Annotated in this window: 17 protein-coding genes; 7 read left to right on the top strand and 10 right to left on the bottom strand. The window is 58.1% G+C overall.

What is annotated here, in order from left to right; genetic code table 11:
• Positions 1-10: 10 nt before the first annotated feature.
• Positions 11-2290: an NADP-dependent oxaloacetate-decarboxylating malate dehydrogenase gene (gene maeB / locus UR289_RS10535; protein ID WP_023308741.1), complete on the bottom strand. Its 2280-nt coding sequence runs from the start codon at positions 2288-2290 to the stop codon at positions 11-13.
• A 289-nt stretch (positions 2291-2579) separates the two neighbouring features.
• On the opposite strand from maeB, the gene tal reads away from it, so the two are divergent.
• Entirely contained in the window at positions 2580-3530 is a 951-nt protein-coding gene (gene tal / locus UR289_RS10530; RefSeq protein WP_033146157.1) for a transaldolase, read from the top strand.
• A gap of 19 nt (positions 3531-3549) precedes the next feature.
• Positions 3550-5538 (top strand): transketolase, encoded by a 1989-nt coding sequence (gene tkt, locus UR289_RS10525; protein ID WP_320710024.1) that lies wholly within the window; start codon positions 3550-3552, stop codon positions 5536-5538.
• A gap of 4 nt (positions 5539-5542) precedes the next feature.
• On the opposite strand, the gene UR289_RS10520 is transcribed toward tkt, so the two are convergent.
• From UR289_RS10520 to aegA, 3 genes are all read right to left on the bottom strand, one after another.
• Positions 5543-6586: a DUF1176 domain-containing protein gene (locus UR289_RS10520; RefSeq protein WP_087823079.1), complete on the bottom strand. Its 1044-nt coding sequence runs from the start codon at positions 6584-6586 to the stop codon at positions 5543-5545.
• A gap of 101 nt (positions 6587-6687) precedes the next feature.
• On the bottom strand, positions 6688-7281 hold the full coding sequence (gene nudK, locus UR289_RS10515) for a GDP-mannose pyrophosphatase NudK (RefSeq protein ID WP_224979231.1): 594 nt from the start codon (positions 7279-7281) through the stop codon (positions 6688-6690).
• Between the two features lie 66 nt (positions 7282-7347).
• Positions 7348-9324 (bottom strand): formate-dependent uric acid utilization protein AegA, encoded by a 1977-nt coding sequence (aegA, locus tag UR289_RS10510; RefSeq protein ID WP_320710021.1) that lies wholly within the window; start codon positions 9322-9324, stop codon positions 7348-7350.
• Positions 9325-9476: 152 nt separating this feature from the next.
• Here aegA and narQ point away from each other — a divergent pair, with 152 nt between their 5' ends.
• Positions 9477-11171 (top strand): nitrate/nitrite two-component system sensor histidine kinase NarQ, encoded by a 1695-nt coding sequence (narQ, locus tag UR289_RS10505; protein WP_047060708.1) that lies wholly within the window; start codon positions 9477-9479, stop codon positions 11169-11171.
• 142 nt (positions 11172-11313) lie between these two features.
• Complete coding sequence (acrD, locus tag UR289_RS10500) at positions 11314-14427, top strand: multidrug efflux RND transporter permease AcrD (RefSeq protein WP_213787779.1); 3114 nt, start codon at positions 11314-11316, stop codon at positions 14425-14427.
• 109 nt (positions 14428-14536) lie between these two features.
• Here acrD and ypfM read toward each other — a convergent pair whose 3' ends face one another.
• Positions 14537-14596: a protein YpfM gene (gene ypfM / locus UR289_RS10495; protein ID WP_015572204.1), complete on the bottom strand. Its 60-nt coding sequence runs from the start codon at positions 14594-14596 to the stop codon at positions 14537-14539.
• Between the two features lie 387 nt (positions 14597-14983).
• Between ypfM and UR289_RS10490 the strand changes: the two genes are divergently transcribed.
• Genes UR289_RS10490 through UR289_RS10480 form a run of 3 tightly spaced genes read left to right on the top strand, consistent with a single transcriptional unit; the run spans position 14984 to position 16694 of the window.
• On the top strand, positions 14984-15334 hold the full coding sequence (locus tag UR289_RS10490; protein WP_033146164.1) for an ArsC family reductase: 351 nt from the start codon (positions 14984-14986) through the stop codon (positions 15332-15334).
• 10 nt (positions 15335-15344) lie between these two features.
• On the top strand, positions 15345-16472 hold the full coding sequence (gene dapE / locus UR289_RS10485) for a succinyl-diaminopimelate desuccinylase (protein ID WP_039263709.1): 1128 nt from the start codon (positions 15345-15347) through the stop codon (positions 16470-16472).
• A gap of 24 nt (positions 16473-16496) precedes the next feature.
• Positions 16497-16694 (top strand): YpfN family protein, encoded by a 198-nt coding sequence (locus UR289_RS10480; protein ID WP_014171111.1) that lies wholly within the window; start codon positions 16497-16499, stop codon positions 16692-16694.
• Positions 16695-16731: 37 nt separating this feature from the next.
• Here UR289_RS10480 and ypfH read toward each other — a convergent pair whose 3' ends face one another.
• From ypfH to bamC, 5 genes are all read right to left on the bottom strand, one after another.
• Positions 16732-17427 (bottom strand): esterase, encoded by a 696-nt coding sequence (ypfH, locus tag UR289_RS10475; RefSeq protein ID WP_320710017.1) that lies wholly within the window; start codon positions 17425-17427, stop codon positions 16732-16734.
• A gap of 73 nt (positions 17428-17500) precedes the next feature.
• A complete protein-coding gene (locus UR289_RS10470) occupies positions 17501-19447 on the bottom strand; it encodes a tRNA(Met) cytidine acetyltransferase TmcA (RefSeq protein WP_320710015.1) in 1947 nt (648 codons plus the stop codon).
• Positions 19447-20316, bottom strand: a complete 870-nt coding sequence (locus UR289_RS10465) for a neutral zinc metallopeptidase (protein ID WP_033146168.1) — start codon at positions 20314-20316, stop codon at positions 19447-19449. Before UR289_RS10465 ends, UR289_RS10470 begins: the two co-directional genes overlap by 1 nt.
• Positions 20317-20436: 120 nt before the next feature.
• Positions 20437-21150: a phosphoribosylaminoimidazolesuccinocarboxamide synthase gene (gene purC, locus UR289_RS10460; protein ID WP_023332985.1), complete on the bottom strand. Its 714-nt coding sequence runs from the start codon at positions 21148-21150 to the stop codon at positions 20437-20439.
• 108 nt (positions 21151-21258) lie between these two features.
• Positions 21259-22293 carry an outer membrane protein assembly factor BamC gene (bamC, locus tag UR289_RS10455; RefSeq protein ID WP_033146169.1) on the bottom strand — a complete coding sequence of 345 codons (1035 nt, stop codon included), beginning with the start codon at positions 22291-22293 and terminating at the stop codon, positions 21259-21261.
• Between the last annotated feature and the right edge of the window lie 6 nt (positions 22294-22299).

Genomic DNA, 22299 nt, shown 5'->3' with positions numbered 1-22299 from the left:
AGGGTAAAAATTACAGCGGCTGCGTCTGCGCCTCAACCACCGCCAGCGCCACCATATTCACGATACGACGCACAGAGGCAATCGGCGTTAACACGTGCACCGGTTTCGCCACGCCCATCAGTACCGGTCCTACGGTCACCCCTTCAGAGCTGGAGACGCGCAGCAGGTTATAGCTGATACGCGCCGCTTCCACGTTCGGCATAATCAGTATGTTGGCCGATCCCTTCAGCGGGCTGTCCGGCATACGTTCGTTACGGATGCTTTCCACCAGCGCGGCATCGCCGTGCATTTCCCCGTCAATCATCAGCTCCGGCGCACGCTCGCGCACCAGCTCCAGCGTCTGACGCATTTTGCAGGCCGCCGCGGATTTAGACGAACCAAAGTTAGAGTGCGACAGCAGCGCCACCTTCGGCTCAATACCAAAGCGACGCACGGTCTCGGCGGCCATCACCGTGATTTCCGCCAGCTCGTCCGGGGTCGGATCGTCGTTAACGTAGGTGTCCGCAATAAAGGTGTTGCCGCTCGGCAGCAGCAGCGCGTTCATCGCCCCGGCGGTATGGACGCCGTCGCGATAGCCGAAGATCTCCTGCACCACGCTAAAGTGCTCGTGGTAGTCGCCGATGGTGCCGCAGATCAGCGCGTCCGCCTCGCCGCGATGCACCATGATCGCGCCGATCACCGTTGTGTTGCTGATGACCGCTTTCTGAGCCTGCTCCTGGGTGATCCCCCGGCGCTTCATGATCGCGTAGTATTCGCTCCAGTACTCTTTGAAGCGCGGATCGGATTCGTTGTTAACGATCTCGAAGTCGACGCCCGGCTTAATCTGCAGGCCCAGCTTCTGGATACGCATTTCAATCACGCTCGGACGACCAATCAGGATCGGCTTCGCCAGGCCTAAGGTGATCAGCTCCTGGGTGGCGTGCAGCACGCGCGCCTCTTCCCCTTCCGCCAGCACCACGCGCTTCGCGTCGGCGCGCGCCTGGGAGAAGATCGGCTTCATGAACAGGTTCGTTTTATAGACAAACTCGGTGAGCTTATCGACGTAAGCGTCGAAATCGTGAATCGGACGCGTCGCTACGCCGGAGTCCATCGCCGCTTTGGCCACCGCAGGGGCAATTTTAACAATCAGACGCGGGTCGAACGGTTTTGGAATGATGTAGTCCGGACCAAAGCTCAGATCCTGATCGCCGTAGGCGGACGCAACCACTTCGCTCTGCTCGGCGTGCGCCAGCTCGGCGATGGCGTGAACGGCGGCAAGCTTCATCTCTTCGTTGATCGCCGTTGCGCCGACGTCCAGCGCGCCGCGGAAGATGAACGGGAAGCAGAGCACGTTGTTGACCTGGTTCGGGTAGTCCGAACGGCCGGTACAGATGATGGCGTCTTCGCGCACCGCTTTCGCCAGCGGCGGCAGGATTTCCGGCTCAGGGTTCGCCAGGGCCAGGATCATTGGCGCACGCGCCATCTTCTTCACCATCTCCTGGGTCAGTACTTTCGGACCCGAGCAGCCGAGGAAGATATCCGCGCCGTCGATCACGTCGTCCAGGGTGCGCTTACCGTCGTCGTCGACCGCGTACGCCGCTTTGGTTTCCGCCATGTTCGGCTCGCGGTCTTTATAGATAACGCCCTTGGAGTCGCAGACCACAATGTTGTGTTTCTGCATACCCAGCGCCACCAGCAGGTTCATACAGGCGATGGCCGCGGCGCCTGCGCCAGAGACGACCATGCGCACGTCGGAGAGATTTTTCTCTACCACGCGCAGGCCGTTGAGAATTGCGGCGGTGCTGATAATCGCGGTTCCGTGCTGGTCATCATGGAACACGGGAATGTTCATACGCTCGCGCAGCTTCTGCTCGATATAGAAACATTCCGGCGCTTTGATGTCTTCCAGGTTGATCCCGCCGAAGGTCGGCTCCAGCGCGGCCACCACGTTGATGAATTTGTCAGGATCGAGTTCATCCACCTCGATATCGAACACGTCGATACCGGCGAATTTCTTGAACAGTACCCCCTTCCCTTCCATCACCGGCTTACCGGCCAGCGCGCCGATGTTGCCCAGCCCCAGCACCGCCGTGCCGTTAGAGATCACGGCGACAAGGTTGCCGCGCGCGGTGTATTTGTAGGCCGCCAGCGGGTCTTTTTCGATTTCCAGACACGGGGCTGCGACGCCCGGCGAATAGGCCAGCGCCAGATCGCGCTGGGTTGCCAGCGGCTTGGTTGGGGAGACCTGGATTTTGCCCGGGACAGGGAACTCGTGAAAATCGAGGGCACTCTGTTTCAACTGCTCATCCATCTTATTTTTCCTTTCACGTATCGGTCAAAAGGGTGACGTAAGCGATCCTGATGCACACCCTGGTGTGCCGCCTAGTATCGCCTCAGGCCGCCTCCTAAACTTTGAAGGCAGCCAAACTCTCACCATCACACATTAAAAATTGTTATCAATTTATAACAGCCATGTTACCCGTCTCAAAAGCAATGCCTCCCCCGTCTGCTATGCTTTTTTGTTAAGTCCATCATGATTTTTCCAGAAGTGTGAACTAACGCACTCATCTAACTCTTTTATTTCCAAGGAGTAATTATTTATGAACCAGCTAGACGGCATCAAAAAATTCACCACCGTGGTTGCAGACAGCGGCGATATCGAGTCGATTCGCCACTATCAGCCGGAGGACGCGACCACTAACCCTTCGCTACTGCTCAAAGCTGCAGGGCTTGCCCATTTTAGCCATCTGATTGATGACGCCATTGCCTACGGTAAACAGCGCGGGAAAACGCAGGAGCAGCAGGTTGCCGAAGCCAGCGATAAGTTGGCGGTTAATTTTGGTGCGGAAATTCTTAAAAGCATCCCGGGCCGCGTCTCGACCGAAGTCGACGCCCGCCTCTCGTTCGATAAAGAAAAGAGCATTAATAAGGCGCGTCGCCTGGTGGAACTGTACGAGGAGCAGGGGATCGATAAATCACGCATTCTGATCAAGCTGGCCTCCACCTGGGAAGGCATCCGCGCGGCAGAGGTGCTGGAAAAAGAGGGCATCCACTGCAACCTGACGCTGCTGTTCTCGTTTGCCCAGGCGCGCGCCTGCGCTGAAGCGGGCGTGTTCCTCGTCTCGCCGTTTGTCGGGCGCATCTACGACTGGTATCAGGCGAAACAGCCGATGGATCCGTACGTGGTGGATGAGGATCCGGGCGTGAAATCGGTCCGTAATATCTACGACTACTACAAACAGCACCGCTATGAAACCATCGTGATGGGGGCCAGCTTCCGCCGTACCGAGCAGATCCTCGCCCTGGCAGGCTGCGACCGTCTGACCATCTCCCCTAACCTGCTCCAGGAGCTACAGGACAAAGAAGAAACGGTGATCCGCAAGCTGGTGCCGACCTCCACCGTTCTGCCAAAACCGAAAGCCATGACCGAAGCGGAGTTCCGCTGGGAGCACAATCAGGACGCCATGGCCGTGGAAAAACTGGCGGACGGCATCCGCCAGTTCGCCGTCGACCAGCGCAAACTTGAAGATCTTCTCGCCGCCAAACTTTAACCTTGCCACGGAGTGAACTATGTCCCGTAAAGAGCTAGCCAATGCCATTCGCGCCCTCAGCATGGATGCCGTGCAAAAAGCCAATTCCGGCCACCCCGGCGCGCCGATGGGCATGGCTGATATTGCCGAAGTGCTGTGGAACGACTTTCTGAAGCACAACCCCAATGACCCGACCTGGTACGATCGCGACCGCTTTATTCTCTCCAACGGTCACGCCTCAATGCTGCTCTACAGCCTGCTGCACCTTTCCGGCTACGATCTGCCGCTTGAGGAGCTGAAAAACTTCCGCCAGCTGCACTCCAAAACGCCGGGGCACCCGGAAATTGGCTATACCCCGGGGGTGGAAACGACGACCGGACCACTCGGTCAGGGGCTGGCCAATGCGGTCGGGCTGGCGATTGCTGAACGCACGCTGGCGGCACAGTTTAACCAGCCGGACCACGAGATTGTCGACCACTACACCTACGTGTTTATGGGTGACGGCTGCCTGATGGAGGGGATTTCCCATGAGGTCTGCTCCCTGGCGGGCACGCTGGGGCTCGGCAAGCTGATTGGCTTCTACGATCACAACGGCATCTCCATCGACGGGGAGACCGAAGGCTGGTTTACCGACGACACGGCAAAACGCTTTGAAGCCTACCACTGGCACGTGGTGCACGAGATCGACGGCCACGACCCTGAAGCGGTGAAAAAAGCGATTCAGGAAGCGCAGAGCGTGAAGGATAAACCGTCCCTGATTATCTGCCGTACGGTCATCGGCTTCGGCTCGCCGAATAAGGCGGGCAAAGAGGAGGCGCACGGCGCGGCGCTGGGCGAGGAGGAAGTCGCGCTGACCCGGCAAAAGCTGGGGTGGAAACATCCACCGTTTGAGATCCCGAAAGAGATCTACAGAGCCTGGGATGCCCGTGAGACGGGTGAAAAGGCCCAGCAGTCCTGGAACGAGAAGTTTGCCGCCTACAAAAAAGCGCACCCGGATCTCGCCGCCGAGTTTTCCCGCCGCATGAGCGGTGGCCTGCCGGAGGACTGGGACGATAGAACCCAGGCGCTGATTGAAAACCTGCAGTCCAACCCGGCGAAAATCGCCACCCGCAAGGCGTCGCAAAATACCCTGAACGCAATCGGCCCTCTTCTGCCCGAACTGCTCGGCGGCTCGGCGGATCTGGCGCCCAGTAACCTGACTATCTGGTCGGGCTCAAAATCGCTGAAAGAGGACATTGCCGGGAACTACATCCACTACGGCGTGCGCGAGTTTGGGATGACCGCCATTGCCAACGGCATCGCCCATCACGGCGGGTTTGTGCCGTACACCGCCACCTTCCTGATGTTCGTCGAGTACGCCCGTAACGCGGCGCGCATGGCGGCCTTAATGAAGGCGCGGCAGATTATGGTTTACACCCATGACTCCATCGGGCTCGGGGAAGACGGGCCTACGCACCAGGCGGTTGAACAGCTGGCGAGCCTGCGCCTGACGCCCAACTTCAGCACCTGGCGTCCGTGCGATCAGGTCGAAGCGGCGGTGGGCTGGAAGCTGGCGGTGGAACGCCACAATGGCCCAACGGCACTGATTCTGTCACGCCAGAACCTGGCGCAGATTGAGCGAACCCCGGAGCAGGTGAAAAACATCGCCCGCGGCGGCTACATCCTGAAGGACAGCGGCGGCAAGCCGGACGTGATCCTGATTGCGACCGGGTCCGAGGTGGAAATCACGGTGAAAGCGGCGGAGAAACTGACTGCCGAAGGACACGCGGTGCGCGTGGTGTCCCTGCCCTCAACGGATATTTTTGACGCCCAGGACGAGGCGTACCGGGAATCGGTCCTGCCGTCCAGCGTCGCGGCTCGCGTAGCGGTGGAAGCCGGTATTGCCGACTACTGGTACAAATATGTCGGGCTCAAAGGGGCGATTGTCGGCATGCGGGGCTACGGCGAGTCCGCCCCTGCCGATAAGCTGTTCCCGTACTTCGGCTTTACCGTTGAGAACGTGGTGGAGAAGGCGCTGAGCGTACTGTAGTGTTTTACCGCGTGATCCACAGCGTGGGCCAGGCATCTGGCCCGTTCCAGTTGTCGCAGCTGGGCTCCTCGGCGTAGCGCACCAGGCGGAAGCGCTGGCCGTCAAAACGCCAGCGCGTCTGGATCCCGCAATCACCCAAACCGCGCCCCAGCGCGAGCGTTGTCAGCTCGCGCGTCTTTTCATCAAAGCTGGCGTTCATCAACTCCATTTCGCTCCCGTCGCCTGACGGCGTAAACGGCAGACGCAGCCTGACGCTGCGCGCAGTGAACGGTTTTTTACGTGATACCAGCCACGCCAGATCGACCGTGTTATAGGCCCCCGCCTCGCAGCTGACGATCAGCAGCGCTTTGTCATCGGTTAACGCGGTGACGCGCACTTCCCGACGGTTAGGATCCAGCGAGCACTGGCTGGCGTTCATCCGCCCGGTGCCATAATCCAGCAGGTCGTTCAGTTCGGCGTGGGAGAGCGGCGTCGGGGTCGGGTTGACGACCGCCACCTTTTTAAGGGCAGGAGCAGGCGGAACGCTTAACGGCGGATCGTCACCTTTCTTGATCCACGCGGTTTCACTGCCGACGCGCTTTTGCTGCGCATCAATGAACAGCAGCGCGGCTTTCAGACCGCTCAGCGAAATAACCTGCTTACCGTCGCGCAGGGTCAGGGCCTTCCCTTCCTGGATGTTTTTCAGAAAGGCGGTGATGGTAGCCGCATCGTCCGTTTTAAGATGCCAGGGCGTGAGCTGCCAGCGCTGTTTGTCCAGCTTCAGGGGAACGTTATCCAGCAGCAGCCGGGGGGCAATCTCTGGCTCTTTTACCGAGGGCGTATCAAGGCCGCCGAGATCGATACGCAGCGTGGCGTCCGTTTTCGCCCCGGCGCTACGGGTGAGCGTCATGACCAGACCACGGTGTTCACCCGTGTTGCGTGCGAGGCAAAAATTCTGGTTATTGCAGGTTACCTGCCAGTCGGAGAAGGCTTGCTGGGCAGGTGCAGCCCGCACCTGCGGCGCGAGGAGCACACAAAACAGGTAAAACAAAAAGACGCTGTAGCGCATGAATGACACAATCCCGGAACGAAAACGCTTAACTGGGCAGTATCTTCGTGTTCCCGCCGGGGTTGCTCAATCGGATTTATCAGATATACCCGAAAAACAGGCTATATCCGTTCGAAAGTGGTGTTCATCAGCCCGGTTGTCTGTAAATACTGCAGTAATATCACCGCTTTACCATCCCTGATTTCGCCTGAACGCACCATCTCCAGCGCCCGGGTAAAGGGAAGCTCCAGCACTTCGATATCTTCATCCTCCACGCCACCGCCCCGGTGAGTGCGCTGCGCGTCGCTGTATTCCGCAATGAAGAAATGCACAATTTCCGTTACGCCGCCCGGCGACATAAACAGCTCGAAGACCTTTTTGACCTCGCCCACTTCGAAGCCGGTCTCTTCCACGGCCTCTTTGCGGATACAAACTTCCGGCTCATCATCATCGAGCAGGCCCGCGCAGGTTTCAATCAGACGTCCGTCAGGGTTGCCATTAACCCATGTCGCCACCCTGAACTGACGGATCAGCACCACGCTCTGCTTTTCACGGTTATAGAGCAGAATGGTTGCCCCGTTGCCGCGGTCGTAGACCTCGCGTTTGTGCCGGATCACCTCACCGTTGTTACGCGTAAGATCATAGGTGATGTTACGCAGGACAAAGTAGTTTTCAGAGAGAATTTTGTCTTTGATAACGTCAATTTTCAGGGTCATACGGGCTCCACAACACAATGAGTCGTCCTATACTACGCCGTGAATCCCGCTTTGTCGCCCGCCGGTTTAATGATGTTTTGGGGCGTTAACCCCAAGCCAGTCGAGTATCCCCTGCGCCGCATGACGCCCTTCCGCCATTGCGGTCACCACCAGATCCGCGCCGCGAACCGCATCGCCCCCGGCGAAGATCTGTGGGTTAGTCGTCTGGTAACGGTAGCGGCTCTCGACGGAGGCAACGATCCGCCCCCGGTCATCCGTTTCGACACCCTGCGCCTGCAGCCACGGCATCGCGTGCGGGTTAAAACCAAACGCCATGATGACCGCATCAGCGGCCATCACGAACTCGCTGCCCGCCACGGGAACCGGTCGACGCCGTCCCTGCGCGTCCGGTTCACCGAGCTCGGTACGCAGCATCCGGATACCGTTGATCTTACCGTTCGGATCCAGCGTCAGCTCAACCGGCTGGACGTTAAATTCAAACGCCGCGCCCTCTTCTCGGGCGTTCTTCACCTCTTTCTTCGAGCCAGGCATATTGGCCTCATCCCGACGATAGGCGCAGGTCACCTTTGCCGCGCCGTGGCGTAACGCGGTGCGGACGCAGTCCATCGCGGTATCGCCCCCGCCAAGCACCACCACGTTTAAGCCCTGGGTATCGATAAACGGTTCGCTGGCCGTCGACTCCAGCCCCATAACATGGCGCGTGTTACCTACAAGGAAAGGCAGCGCGTCATAGACCCCAGGCGCGTCTTCATGCGGGATACCCGCCTTCATCGAGCGGTAGGTTCCCACGCCAATAAACAGGGCGTCGTACTCGTTCTTTAACTGCGACATCGACACGTCCTGGCCCACCTCGCAGTTCAGCTCGAAGCGGATCCCCATCGCGGTAAATATCTCTCTGCGCCGCGCGAGCAGCGATTTGTCCAGCTTGAATGCCGGGATGCCAAAGGTCAGCAATCCGCCAATTTCCGGATGCCGGTCATAGACCGTCACACTCGCGCCGCTGCGCGCCAGCACGTCGGCGCACGCCAGCCCGGCGGGGCCCGCGCCGACGATCGCAACACGTTTACCTGTCGGCGTGACGGCGGACATATCCGGCCGCCAGCCCATCGCCAGCGCCCGATCGGAGATATAGCGCTCGATGTTACCGATGGTCACGGATCCCGCCTCTTCACGTATTGTGCAGGCACCTTCGCATAATCGGTCCTGCGGACAGACGCGGCCGGTAATTTCAGGTAAACAGTTGGTCTGATGTGAAAGCTCGACCGCGCCGGCGATATCCCCCGCGTTGAGGCGCTCGATCCACTGCGGGATATGGTTATGCAGCGGGCAGGTCCATTCGCAAATGCTGTGCTCGCCGCATTTCAGGCAGCGCGACGCCTCGCGGGCGGCCTGCTCGTCCCGGAACGGCAGGTAAATTTCGTTAAAATGGCTCACGCGTTCTGCGGCAGCCAGCTTGTCGGGCTCGCCGCGTGGCGGGGTTGTTTGCATCTGATGCAGTTTGGTGCGCGAAGCGTCTTCTCTGACGGCTTCCGCGTGCCAGGGCTGCGCCTCCAGGCAGGCCGTGCGCTGGCGGCGCGATTTTGCCAGAGTATCAAGGACAGCAGGCGTCGCCAGTGAGAGGACATCTGCCGGGCAATTTTCGATACAGGCCGGGCCGTGTAGCCGCGTCAGACAGAGATCGCATTTATTCGCCGAGGCCTTCACGTCGCCGCTGTCGAGCGGGGTGACGATAATCTCCATCGTGCCAAACGGGCAGGCCACCACGCAGGCCTTACAGCCGATGCATTTTTGTTGATTCACCTGTACGCTGTCATCGCATTTGCTGATGGCGCCGTTCGGACAGCTTTGCGCGCAGGGCGCATTTTCACAGTGATGGCAGGTGACGGGGCTACTCTTCTCGCCGGACCTCAGGACCGTAATGCGGGGATGAAAATGGCGCTCGCTCAGGACGTGCTGCTCATCGTTGTGCGCCATCACGCAGGCCACTTCGCAGGCGCGACACCCGATGCACTGCTGGCTGTTAGCCATAATAAAACGATTCATAACCACACCTGTTTTTGGTTCAATAACCTTATTCTTTGTATGAATATGGTATTTACGCATCACGGCGCGATCGGGCAATGTTCAAATGCCCGGAATGCCGAATTATTTACAGTGAACCTGTAGCAGATCAATTTTATTCAGAGAGCCGTTCTGTGACCGTTAAACGACCCGTTTCCGGAAGCCTTGCCTGGGCTTTCTTTTCGATAATTGCCTTATCCGTGCTGACCAGCACCGTCGCGCTGCTGACGCTTGCAAGCAGCCAGCGTGACGCCGAAGCCATTAATATCGCGGGTTCGCTGCGCATGCAGAGCTATCGTCTGGGCTACGAGATGCAGCGCAACAGCCCTGCCCTTGCCGCGCATCGCGACAGCTGGCAACGGACGCTGAGCGCGCCTGCCCTGCAGAAGCTGAACCGCTGGTACGTCCCGGACAATGTTAAAGCGCGCTACCAGCAGCTGCACGTGGCCTGGCTGGAGATGGATGCGCGCATCGCCCGCGGCGACAGCGCGTGGTATCAAACCCACATTGAGGATTTTGTCGGCCGTATTGATGCCTTTGTGCTCGCCCTTCAGCACTACACCGAACATAAAATCCAGACGGTGACCCTGCTCTCGCTGGCGGGCGCTCTCGGGATCCTGCTGCTGACGCTATTTACCCTGCGAGGCATCCGTCGCCAGGTGGTGTTGCCGCTTAACAATCTGGTGGCGGCCAGCGAACGGGTTGAGCGAGGGGAATTTGCAACCCCGGCGCCCGATACCGCCCTGCCGAACGAGCTGGGCCAACTCTCCCGCGCCTTCAACCACATGTCCGCCGAGCTGGCTACGCTCTACCGTTCGCTCGAAGCCTCGGTCGCGGAAAAGACTCGGCATCTGCATGAAGCCCACCAGCAGCTCGACATGCTGTTCAAATGCTCTCAGGCGCTGAATACCGGCCAGATAGACAGCCACTGCTTCCGGCATATCCTGCAGATTGTCCATGACTATACGCAGATGAATTATCTCGAACTGCGCACCAGCGACGACTGGCGGCTGTCTGAAGGGACGGAGTCACATGGCATTCCTCTGCAGCACCTGCCGGTACTGATGCAGGACACCCTTTACGGCGAGCTGCGCTGGCAAAGCGAGACGGACAGCGTTCCCCTTCCGCTGATGAGAAGCGTGGCGACCATGCTCGGGCGCGGGCTGTACTTTAACCAGGCGCAAAAACATTACCAGCAGCTGCTGCTGATGGAAGAGCGCGCCACCATTGCCCGCGAGCTGCACGATTCGCTGGCGCAGGTCCTGTCGTATCTGCGCATTCAGCTTGCGCTGCTCAAACGCGCCGTGCCCGAGGAAAATACCCCGGCGCAGACCATCATCACCGACTTCTCCCGCGAGCTGAACAATGCCTGGCAGCAGCTTCGCGAGCTGCTTACCACCTTCCGCCTGACGCTGAACCACGCGAACTTACCCGCGGCGCTGCAGGAGTCCCTCGACGTCCTGCAGAGCCAGACGCAGGCGAAGCTGCATTTAGACTGCCGCCTCTCCTCGCTGGCGCTGGACGCGCAAAAGCAGGTGCATTTGCTGCAGATCGTGCGTGAGGCCGTGCTGAACGCCATTAAGCACGCGCAGGCCAGCGAGATCACCGTCAGCTGCGTGACCGCCGTGGACGGTACGCACAGCGTCAGCATTCGCGATAACGGCATCGGGATTGGCGAAGCCAGCGAGCCGCCGGGACACTACGGCCTGAACATTATGCGCGAACGCGCGCAACGGCTCGGAGGAATGCTGCACTTCTCGCAGCCGCAAAACGGCGGCACGCTGGTCAGCGTGACGTTCCCGGCGCCCGCGCCGTTAACGGGTAAATAACGGTAAAGGAGGACGCGCAGGAAAAAGCGCATGATAATTTACATTATCTCCTTTATTTCTCCACGTTTGACCTGAGCCTTACCGCTAAAGTTATGCGGGCAATAAACAATAATGACGTGCAGCAAAACGAGGTCACTCTTTCATGGCGAATTTTTTCATCGATCGCCCCATTTTTGCCTGGGTGCTTGCCATCCTGTTGTGTCTGACAGGTGTCCTGGCGATTACTTCACTTCCTGTTGAGCAATACCCCGATCTGGCACCGCCTAACGTGCGCGTAACGGCAAACTACCCCGGCGCCTCCGCACAAACGCTGGAAAACACCGTGACGCAGATTATCGAGCAGAACATGACGGGTCTGGATAACCTGATGTACATGTCCTCACAAAGTAGCGCCACGGGCCAGGCGACGGTTACCCTGAGCTTTAAGGCGGGCACGGACCCGGACGAAGCGGTGCAGCAGGTGCAAAACCAGCTGCAGTCGGCCATGCGCAAGCTGCCCCAGGCGGTGCAGAATCAGGGCGTGACCGTGCGTAAAACCGGTGATACCAACATTTTAACCATCGCGTTTGTCTCGACAGATGGCTCGATGGATAAACAGGACATTGCGGACTACGTCGCCAGTAATATTCAGGATCCCATCAGCCGTATCAACGGCGTCGGGGATATCGACGCCTATGGCTCACAATACTCTATGCGCATCTGGCTCGACCCCAACAAGCTGAACAGCGTCCAGATGACGGCAACCGACGTGACGAATGCCATCAAGGCCCAGAACGCCCAGATTGCGGTGGGGCAGCTGGGGGGAACGCCGTCCGTCGATAAGCAGGCCCTGAACGCCACCATCAATTCGCAATCCCTGCTGCAGACGCCGGACCAGTTCCGCAACATCACCCTGCGCGTGAATCAGGATGGGTCGGAAGTGCGTCTGGGCGATGTCGCCACGGTGGAAATGGGGGCGGAAAAATATGACTACCTGAGCCGCTTTAACGGCAACCAGGCCTCCGGTCTGGGGATAAAGCTTGCCTCCGGCGCAAACGAAATGGCCACGGCAAAACTGGTGTTAGACCGTCTGGACGAGCTTTCACAGTATTTCCCGCACGGGCTGGAGTACAAAGTCGCCTACGAAACCACCTCCTTCGTTAAAGCGTCGATCGAGGACGTGGTGAAGACCCTGCTGGAAGCCATCGCGCTGGTATTCCTGGTGATGTACCTGTTCCTGCAAAACTTCCGCGCGACGCTGATCCCTACCATTGCCGTTCCCGTGGTGCTGCTGGGGACCTTTGCGGTGCTTTACGCCTTCGGGTACAGCATTAATACCCTGACGATGTTTGCGATGGTGCTGGCGATTGGCCTTCTGGTGGATGATGCCATCGTGGTGGTTGAAAACGTCGAGCGCATCATGAGCGAAGAAGGACTCTCCCCGCGCCAGGCGACGCGAAAATCCATGGGGCAAATTCAGGGGGCGCTGGTCGGTATTGCGATGGTGCTGTCGGCCGTCTTTATCCCGATGGCCTTCTTTGGCGGCACAACCGGGGCGATTTACCGTCAGTTCTCAATAACCATCGTCTCGGCGATGGTGCTCTCCGTGCTGGTGGCGCTGATCCTCACCCCTGCGCTGTGCGCCACCATTCTGAAACCGCTGCACAAAGGGGAGCAGCACGGGCAAAAAGGGTTCTTCGGCTGGTTTAACCGGATGTTCAACCGCAATGCCGCGCGGTATGAATCTGCCGTCGGTGGCGTGCTCCATCGCAGCCTGCGCTGGATGATGATTTACGTTGTGCTGCTGGGCGGCATGGTCTGGCTGTTTATGCATCTCCCCACCTCGTTCCTGCCTATGGAAGACCGGGGCATGTTCACCACCTCGGTGCAGCTCCCGAGCGGCGCAACGCAGCAGCAGACGCTGAAAGTGGTCCAGAAAGTGGAGCAGTACTTCTTCACCAAAGAGAAAGATAACGTTGTGTCGGTCTTCTCCACCGTGGGCTCTGGCCCGGGCGGAAACGGGCAGAACGTCGCCCGCATGTTCGTCCGCCTGAAGGACTGGGACGAGCGCGATACCCGAACGGGAACGTCATTTGCCATTATTGAACGTGCGACCAAAGCCTTTGCGCACATTAAAGAGGCGCGCGTCTTCGCCAGCAGCCCGCCGGCGATAAGCGGTCTGGGCAGTTCCGCCGGGTTTGATATGGAGCTGCAGGATCACGCCGGCGCGGGCCACACGGCGCTGATGGCGGCACGCGATAAGCTGTTAGCGCTGGCGGGCAACGATCCTGGCCTGACCCGCGTTCGCCATAACGGTCTTGACGACAGCCCGCAGCTCCAGGTGGATATCGATCAGCGTAAGGCGCAGGCGCTTGGCGTGTCGATCAACGATATCAACGATACCCTGCAGACGGCGTGGGGCTCGAGCTATGTGAATGACTTTATGGATCGCGGCCGCGTGAAAAAAGTGTATGTCCAGTCCGCCGCGCCGTTCCGCATGCTGCCGGATGATATAAACCGCTGGTTTGTCAGGAATAACGCTGGCGGCATGGTGCCGTTTTCGGCGTTTGCCACCTCGCACTGGGAGAGCGGTTCGCCGCGTCTGGAGCGCTATAACGGCTACTCTGCGGTTGAAATCGTCGGGGAAGCCGCGCCGGGCGTCAGTACCGGTACCGCTATGGATACCATGGAAAAACTGGTCCAGCAGCTGCCCGCCGGTTTTGGTCTGGAGTGGACGGCCATGTCCTACCAGGAGCGTCTCTCCGGGGCACAGGCTCCCGCGCTTTACGCGCTCTCTCTGCTGGTGGTCTTCCTCTGCCTAGCCGCACTGTATGAAAGCTGGTCGGTGCCGTTCTCGGTCATGCTGGTCGTGCCGCTTGGCGTCATCGGTGCGCTGCTGGCGACCTGGATGCGCGGCCTCGAGAACGATGTTTACTTCCAGGTGGGTCTGCTCACCGTGATTGGGCTATCGGCGAAAAACGCCATTCTGATCGTTGAATTTGCCAACGAGATGAATGCCAAAGGCCACGAGCTGATGGCCGCCACGCTGCACGCCTGCCGTCAGCGCTTACGCCCGATCCTGATGACGTCGCTGGCGTTTGTCTTTGGCGTACTGCCGATGGCAACCAGTACGGGTGCAGGCTCCAGCAGCCAGCATGCCGTCGGGACGGGGGTGATGGGCGGCATGATTTCGGCAACCATCCTGGCCATTTACTTCGTGCCGTTGTTCTTTGTGCTGGTGCGTCGTCGCTTCCCGCTAAAGGAACGGGCTGAGTAAGTGATTGAAATAAAAAAAGGCGGCTTTATCGGCCGCCTTTTTATTGTGTGATTAATTCACACTATGGTTATTTTACTTATTTTAGTGCTCTTGCAATTCTTACTGAATGTCATTTACGAAGCATGCCTTCGATAAAATCTTTCCAGTTCCCCAGTTCACGTTCAATCATAACAACCTCTCTTATTATTATGCGCATTCTACAAAAACGGACCATCATTGTGAAGACTATTTAACCAATTGCTGTGATTGTACCCCACGTCCTGCGGGGATTTATGATAAATATGAACGGAGAGGCCTCAATTTTTTGTGACGGCTAGCAATATTTTGAAATAACCCTCCGAACGGGTGAGTTTTATTTTACCCGCTGAGTTTATTCGAAATTTAAACTTTATGGACATCTATGCTTAAAGGGTGAAAGAATATTCAGCGTACAGATGTGAGTTGAATTAAGAAGAAGCGTAAATCCAGACGATTCCTGAATGTGTTATATTCTACTTAAGGATATATCTTCGAATTTACTGAACATTTAATCATCATTAGGTCAAAAGGATTCACCATGGTTGTGATGTACGGCATTAAAAATTGCGACACCATCAAAAAAGCCCGCCGCTGGCTGGAAGCAAACGGCGTGGAGTACCGTTTCCACGATTACCGAGCCGACGGGCTTGATGCAGAATTTCTGCATAGCGCGATCGGCGAACTGGGGTGGGAAGCCCTGCTGAACACGCGCGGCACCACCTGGCGTAAGCTGGATGAATCTCTGCGTGCCAGCATTAACAACGCCGACAGCGCGGCAAAACTGATGCTCGACATGCCGGCAATTATCAAACGCCCATTGCTCTGCGCGCCAGGGCAGCCTATGCTGCTGGGTTTCAGTGAAACCCTTTATTCCGACTTTTTTCGTTGAGGTGTAGTTTATGTCATGCCCGGTCATTGAGCTGACTCAGCAGCTTATTCGCCGTCCTTCCCTTAGCCCGGACGACGCAGGTTGTCAGGCACTTATGATTGAGCGCCTGCGTGCCATCGGTTTTACCGTTGAACGCATGGATTTTGGCGATACCCAGAACTTCTGGGCGTGGCGCGGACAGGGCGAAACGCTGGCCTTTGCCGGGCATACTGACGTCGTTCCCGCCGGTGACGCGGATCGCTGGATCAACCCGCCGTTTGAACCGACCATCCGCGACGGCATGCTGTTTGGTCGCGGCGCGGCAGACATGAAAGGCTCCCTGGCGGCGATGGTCGTGGCGGCAGAGCGCTTTGTGGCTCAGCATCCAAACCACAAAAACCGTCTGGCGTTTTTAATCACCTCCGACGAAGAAGCCAGCGCCCATAACGGCACCGTGAAGGTTGTTGAAGCGCTGATGGCGCGTAACGAGCGTCTCGACTACTGCCTGGTCGGTGAGCCGTCCAGTACCGAAGTGGTGGGTGATGTTGTCAAAAATGGGCGCCGCGGCTCGCTGACCTGTAACCTGACCATTCACGGCGTTCAGGGGCACGTGGCTTACCCGCATCTGGCCGATAACCCGGTCCATCGCGCTGCGCCGATGCTGAGCGAGCTGGTGGGCATCGAGTGGGATAAAGGCAACGAATTCTTCCCGCCAACCAGCATGCAGATCGCGAACGTCAAGGCCGGGACCGGCAGCAACAACGTGATCCCGGGTGATTACTTCGTCCAGTTTAACTTCCGCTTCAGCACCGAACTGACCGATGAGATGATCAAGGCGCGCGTTATCGCGCTGCTGGAAAAATATCACCTGCGCTACACCGTGGAGTGGTGGCTTTCCGGCCAGCCGTTCCTGACGCAGCGCGGTAAGCTGGTGGATGCGGTGGTGAACGCCATCGAGCACTATAATGAAATTAAGCCACAGCTGCTGACAACGGGTGGCACCTCAGACGGGCGCTTTATCGCCCGTATGGGTGCCCAGGTTGTCGAACTGGGTCCAGTGAACGCAACCATTCATAAAATCAATGAGTGTGTCAATGCGGCAGATTTGCAACTGCTGGCCCGTATGTATCAACGTATTATGGAGCAACTCGTCGCCTGACGAACGCTCTGAGAGGAATAGCGAATGGATTGGCTTTCAAAGTACTGGTGGATTCTGGTGTTAGTTTTTCTGGTCGGCGTACTGCTGAACGTGATTAAAGATCTTAAGCGCGTTGACCATAAAAAATTTCTCGCCAATAAACCGGATCTTCCCCCGCACCGTGATTTTAACGACAAGTGGGACGATGACGACGACTGGCCGAAGAAGGACCAGAAGAAGTAATCGTTAAGTTTCCCCTCTCCCCGGGAGAGGGGAAACCTCACATAAACTCTACAATATCATCGTTATCCGGCTTGCCGCCGCTGAGCGCTTCATCAAAGTAGTGCTTCGGTACGGTATAGCGCAAACGATCGAGCGCGAACTGCATGCTACGGTCGTCAATCGCGTGGCCCAGCTCGTCAACGATATCCAGCGTCACGTCCCCACCTTCGCGAATCAGCGCTTCCTGAGCGGCAACCGCATGCGATAGCTCAATCACCCGGTCTTCACCACCGTGGATCAGGTGGATCGTGGTCTGCGTGGTCGCGCTTGTCGGTAACGTCGCAAAACGGCCGTTAAACGCAATGACGCGTGACGCCAGACCCGGCTGCGCTTTTACGCTTTCCAGCGACATGATTGACCCCTGCGAGAAGCCAATCAGCGCGGTCGCGTCAGCACCTACGCCGCTCTGCTGCTGCCAGTAGCGGACGATGTCGATAAAGGTCGGCATGATGGCGTCGATGCGAGCCTGACGATTCTCTTCCGTCACGCCCTGAACAGAGAACCACTGGCGCCCGTTCGGACCACATGGCTCTACGCCACCGATGCTGACAATTAATGCCTCCGGAAAAACGGGCGCAAACCAGCTGCCAATCTGACCCATATTGACGGCATTATCGCCAACGCCATGAAACAGAAGCAGTAACTGTTTAGCCGGTTTGTCAGGGCCTTGAACAACAAAATGGTCGTGTTTCATGGTGGTCTCCTTAATAGATGACCTGGATTCTACGCCTCCCGACGTGAATGACCATGCCACTTTACTGAAGAAGTCATTGAAAAAATTGCCATTGCAAAATATCTTCTTTCAGCTGCTGGCAGCGCGGATAATCAAGACTTTCAATCGCTTGCGCGGTTTCATTTCGCAACGTTGCCAGCAACGCTTTTCGCCCGACGTCTTCCGTTTTTCCGTCCATTTTCCCGCGCAGGGCCGGAAGCGGCATATCCACGGTTAACAACAGCCGCGTCAGTGCGGCAACCGAGGTTGAAAACGCCCGATGAGCAAAAGCAAACCCCGCCAGCTCCAGCCAGTCGTCATTATTAAGGGTAGCTTCCCAGCCGTCTTCCACGGGGATCTTTTCACCGTTCCAGGCCGATAGCACCCGCGCATCGCGCTTCAGACGACGCTGCGCCTGTTCACACAGCTGACGCCCGGCCTCGCTCTGCGGCAGCAAGGCCATCGCGGTGAAGCAGCCGCTGCTGGCTTCACGATGGCTGCCCATCCGCACCAGCTCAAACCCACATTGCTGCCAGAAACGCCACAGCTCATCGGTATAACCAAAGCTCACCGACAGATAGTCTTCGCCGCTGGCGCCGCGAACAAGCGCCTGGCCAATCCCTTCCCGCTGACGGTGAGGATGTACGGCAATGCGGGTCACCCGTCGTCCTCTGAGCGTCGCCGCCAGCGGAGAGCCGCCGTGCGCCGCAAGAGACTGCGCCACCAGGTTACCGCGCGGACGCCGGTATCCTGCCCACACGGCGCGGCTAAGCTCAGGGGAGAGCCCGCCCTCCTCCACCAGCCAGAGCGCCCCGGCGATAACCGGATTCGTTTCGGCAACGGCAAACTGCTGCCCGGGCGCGTCCATCATGCGGCGTAAATCGAGCGGCGAGGTGCGATAATGCGCCGCGCAGAGAAGCTCGTATACGCTCGCTGCAAGCGCCGGGCGGCTTTCCCATGCCGTCGGCGTCAGAGACGTTAAACGCACCTCCCCTTCTGGGCGTCGGTCAATCAGCGTATCGTCAAACAGCAGCGCGCTGGCAACAACCCGCTCAAGCGGGCAGCCCGCCGCCCAGCGTACCGGTGTAGATAAGCTGTAGCGCTGCAGCCCGGTAAACCGACCGCAGAATTTAAGCAAGAATCCCCGACCCGTCCCTTCATATCCCTGCACCGTGGTGGTCAACAGCACGCGAGGGAAACGGGCAACTAGCTTTTCCAGCAGAGGTCCGGGGATCGCAGCGGCTTCATCGACAATTAGCCAGTCAGCCTGGTATGAAGAGGCAAGCAGCGCGTCCGGGGCCATAAAATGAAAACGCTCTCCGGCAAAGCGGGCGATGATATCCGTCGCCCCCTTCGACGGTGCGGTAACCACGGCGCTGCCGGCAATGCGGTTCAGCAGCATTCCCGCCAGGGCTGATTTTCCGCGCCCGCGCGCGGCGGTGACGGCCACGATGCCCTCCGGCATCCCCAGCAGCACATCCAGGATCTCAGCCTGCTCGCGCTGCGGGGCGCCGCTGGCAGGCTGCCAGTCTGGCGCGTCGGGTAAAGGCGGAAGGGATAACCCGCAGCCCTGAAGCCAGACAATCGCGTCGGGATCGGCGGCAATCGTCCGGCAGAAATGGTGGACAAAATGCGGCGTGGCTATCGCTTCGGCGCTGTCGCTCCAGCGCAGTGAATCGCTGTCAGGCAACCCGGGCCACGCATCGAGCGGCGGAACCCGCAGCACCAGAAGGCTTCCGGCGCTCAGCGTTCCGCTCAGGGCGGCAAATGCGGCGACATCAAACCCGGCGCTGGCGTCAAAAACGGCGTGCCGGTACTCGCGTCCCAGCAGGCCGCCGATGGCTTTTGAAGGGTGTTCGTCAAGCCTTACCCAGTCTCCGGGCAAGGCGTCACGCAGGGTCAGCGCCTGGGTTAACGTCCACTGCGCCTCACCGCTGAGCACCACCAGCCGACGATGGCCTGTGCGCTCAAGCTCGCTTATCAGCTGTTCAAACTGCAACATTACATCGCTTTGCCGAAGGTATTACACTGCGCCGGATCGCCGCTGTCGAAGCCGCGTTTGAACCAGCTATAGCGCTGCTGTGAAGTACCGTGAGTGAAGCTGTCCGGCACGACGCGCCCCTGGCTTTGCTGCTGAAGGCGGTCGTCACCGATAGCCTGAGCGGCATTTAACGCCTCTTCAAGATCGCCGGATTCCAGCACGCCCTGCTGCTGCATGCTGTGGCCCCAGACCCCCGCGAAGCAGTCCGCCTGCAGTTCCATTTTAACGGAAAGGCGGTTCACGTCAGCCTGAGACGCATTTTGCTGAAGCTGGCGCACTTTTGGCTCAATCCCCAGCAGCTTTTGCACGTGATGACCGACTTCATGCGCGATCACGTAGCCCTGGGCAAAATCACCGTCAGCGCCAAGCTTGCGTTTCATGTCATCGTAAAAAGAGAGATCGATATAGACGGTGCCGTCTGCCGGGCAGTAGAACGGCCCCATCACAGATTGCCCGGTACCGCATCCGGTGCGGGTTGCCCCCCGGTACATCACCAGCTTCGGCTGCTGGTAGGTACGCCCCATCTTCTCGAACAGCTGACCCCAGGTGTCTTCTGTTGTGGCGAGAATAACGGAGGTAAATTTGGCCGCTTCATCTTCATTCGGGCTGATGGAGCGCTGAGAATGCTCCTGCTGCTGCAGCGGCTGACCGGTCATCAACCCGGTAAGGTCAACGCCGTAGTAACCCGCGACTAAAACCACAATCAGCAGGATGATACCGCCCTTGCCGCTGGGTAACCGGAAGCCGGGCCCACCCATTGAAGGACCGCCGCCGCCATCACTGCGTCTGTCTTCTACATTGTCACTTTCACGACGCCCTTGCCAGCGCATAACCACCTCGAACTATTCCATTTATAATAGCTATGATCGTAGGCGGTTAACGGCAAGATTACCATAGGAAACAAAGGTAAGACGCCAAAGGATGGGAACATCCTTTGGCAAGTGAGGGAGTTAGTCGAGCTTAACGCCTAAACGGTGAGCAACCGCTTCGTACGCTTCAATCAGGCCACCCAGGCTCTGACGGAAACGGTCTTTGTCCATTTTATCCAGGGTTTCTTTATCCCACAGGCGGCTACCGTCTGGTGAGAACTCATCGCCCAGCACCACTTCGCCTTTGAACAGACCAAACTCCAGCTTGAAGTCGACGAGAATCAGGCCCGCGTCATCAAACAGTTTTTTCAGCACGTCGTTGGCTTTGTAGGTCAGCTCCTGCATACGCGCCAGGTTCTCTTTGCTAACCCAGCCGAAGGTTTCGCAGTAGGATTCGTTGACCATCGGGTCGTGCATGGCATCGTTTTTCAGGAACAGGTCGAACAGCGGTGGATTCAGTTCGATACCTTCTTCAATGCCCAGACGCTTCACCAGGGAGCCCGCCGCACGGTTACGAATAACGCACTCAACCGGAACCATATCCAGTTTTTTCACCAGACATTCCGTATCGGACAGTAACGCTTCCATCTGGGTCGGGATGCCCGCTTCGGCCAGTTTGGTCATAATGAAGTGGTTGAACTTGTTGTTCACCATGCCTTTACGATCGAACTGCTCAATGCGTGCGCCATCCCCTGCTGACGTATCATTGCGGAACTCGAGCACCAACAGATCCGGGTTTTCCGTGCTGTATACGGTCTTCGCTTTGCCACGATACAACTCAGCTTGCTTCTGCATCTTCATTACTCCTGGTGTGATGATTTGTGTTCAAAACTGGGATATTATGCCACGCACACGTTTGCGTAGCACTAAAATAAAAAGGGCTGGATTCACCAGCCCTCGTATTTATTTGCTGAATGCTGCCTGGAAGACAGCGACCAGCGCATCGTTCTGCGACTGGGTCAGCGTATGACCTTTTGGATCGATAAACTGCAGACTGCTGCGGTTATCAAGGTCGCCTACCTGAATCTTGTAGTCACCGGAGGCAAGCTGAGGATCTTTCGCGCCCAGTTCCTGCCATGCGCTGTCGGAGAGCGGCTTATACGTTGCCGTCATGCTGCCGGTTGAACGCGTGCTGTCGGTCACTTTCATGCCCACTTTTTCCAGCGTCGCTGGCAGACGCTGCCAGGTCTGGTTAAACGGTGCACGCACCACCAGCATTGGCAGGCCGGTATCATCCGCACCGCTTTGCACATCGAAGGTCGCGCCGTTGCGGCTCTGCGCGGCGTTGGCGGCATCGGTAGCGGTCTTATCCAGACCCGCGGCAATCACGTTCAGCATTTCGGTGCTGTAACGCTGCAGGGACGCGGCATCCGCAACCGGTTTACCCGCCTGCTCCAGGTTCAACAACTTAACGTTAACCGCCTGCTGGTAACCCTGTGGTTTAACGGAGACTTGATAACGACCGCGGTACTGCTGGTCTTCATCCAGGCGGTTCCATTCGATCCAGTCGGTGGTTAACGTCTGGCTGGCGTCATCGCGTTTATCGATGGTGTAGTTCTTCGACTGAATGACGCTGACAACCTGCGGCCACAGCGTGCTACCGCGCGCGCTCTCAACCATCAGAGACGCCGTATCACCGGTGAACTGGGTACGCGCCCCGCTGACCAGCGCCAGAGGCTGTGCTGGCGGACGAATATCAAGCGCTTTACCGACCAGGCCGCTGCCGTTGGTCACGGGAATATTATAATCGCCGTTCTGAATCGGCAGGATCATACCAGCCGGTGCGTGAAGTTCAGCAAGCGGGGTCGCATCCAGATAGGATTCATCACCGCTCACCTGGCGCTTGTAGCGCGAATCTGAACTACAGGCAGCGAGCAGCATAACAAGCGAAACACTCGCAACCTTCGCCAGGCGCGACTTCTGTACTGAATAAGCCATCAAATC

Source organism: Enterobacter sp. 302C9, from assembly GCF_034106085.1.
GTDB lineage: Bacteria > Pseudomonadota > Gammaproteobacteria > Enterobacterales > Enterobacteriaceae > Enterobacter > Enterobacter asburiae_B.
Note: the sequence above shows the minus strand (reverse complement) of the source record. Positions and strands in the feature narration are given on the sequence as shown.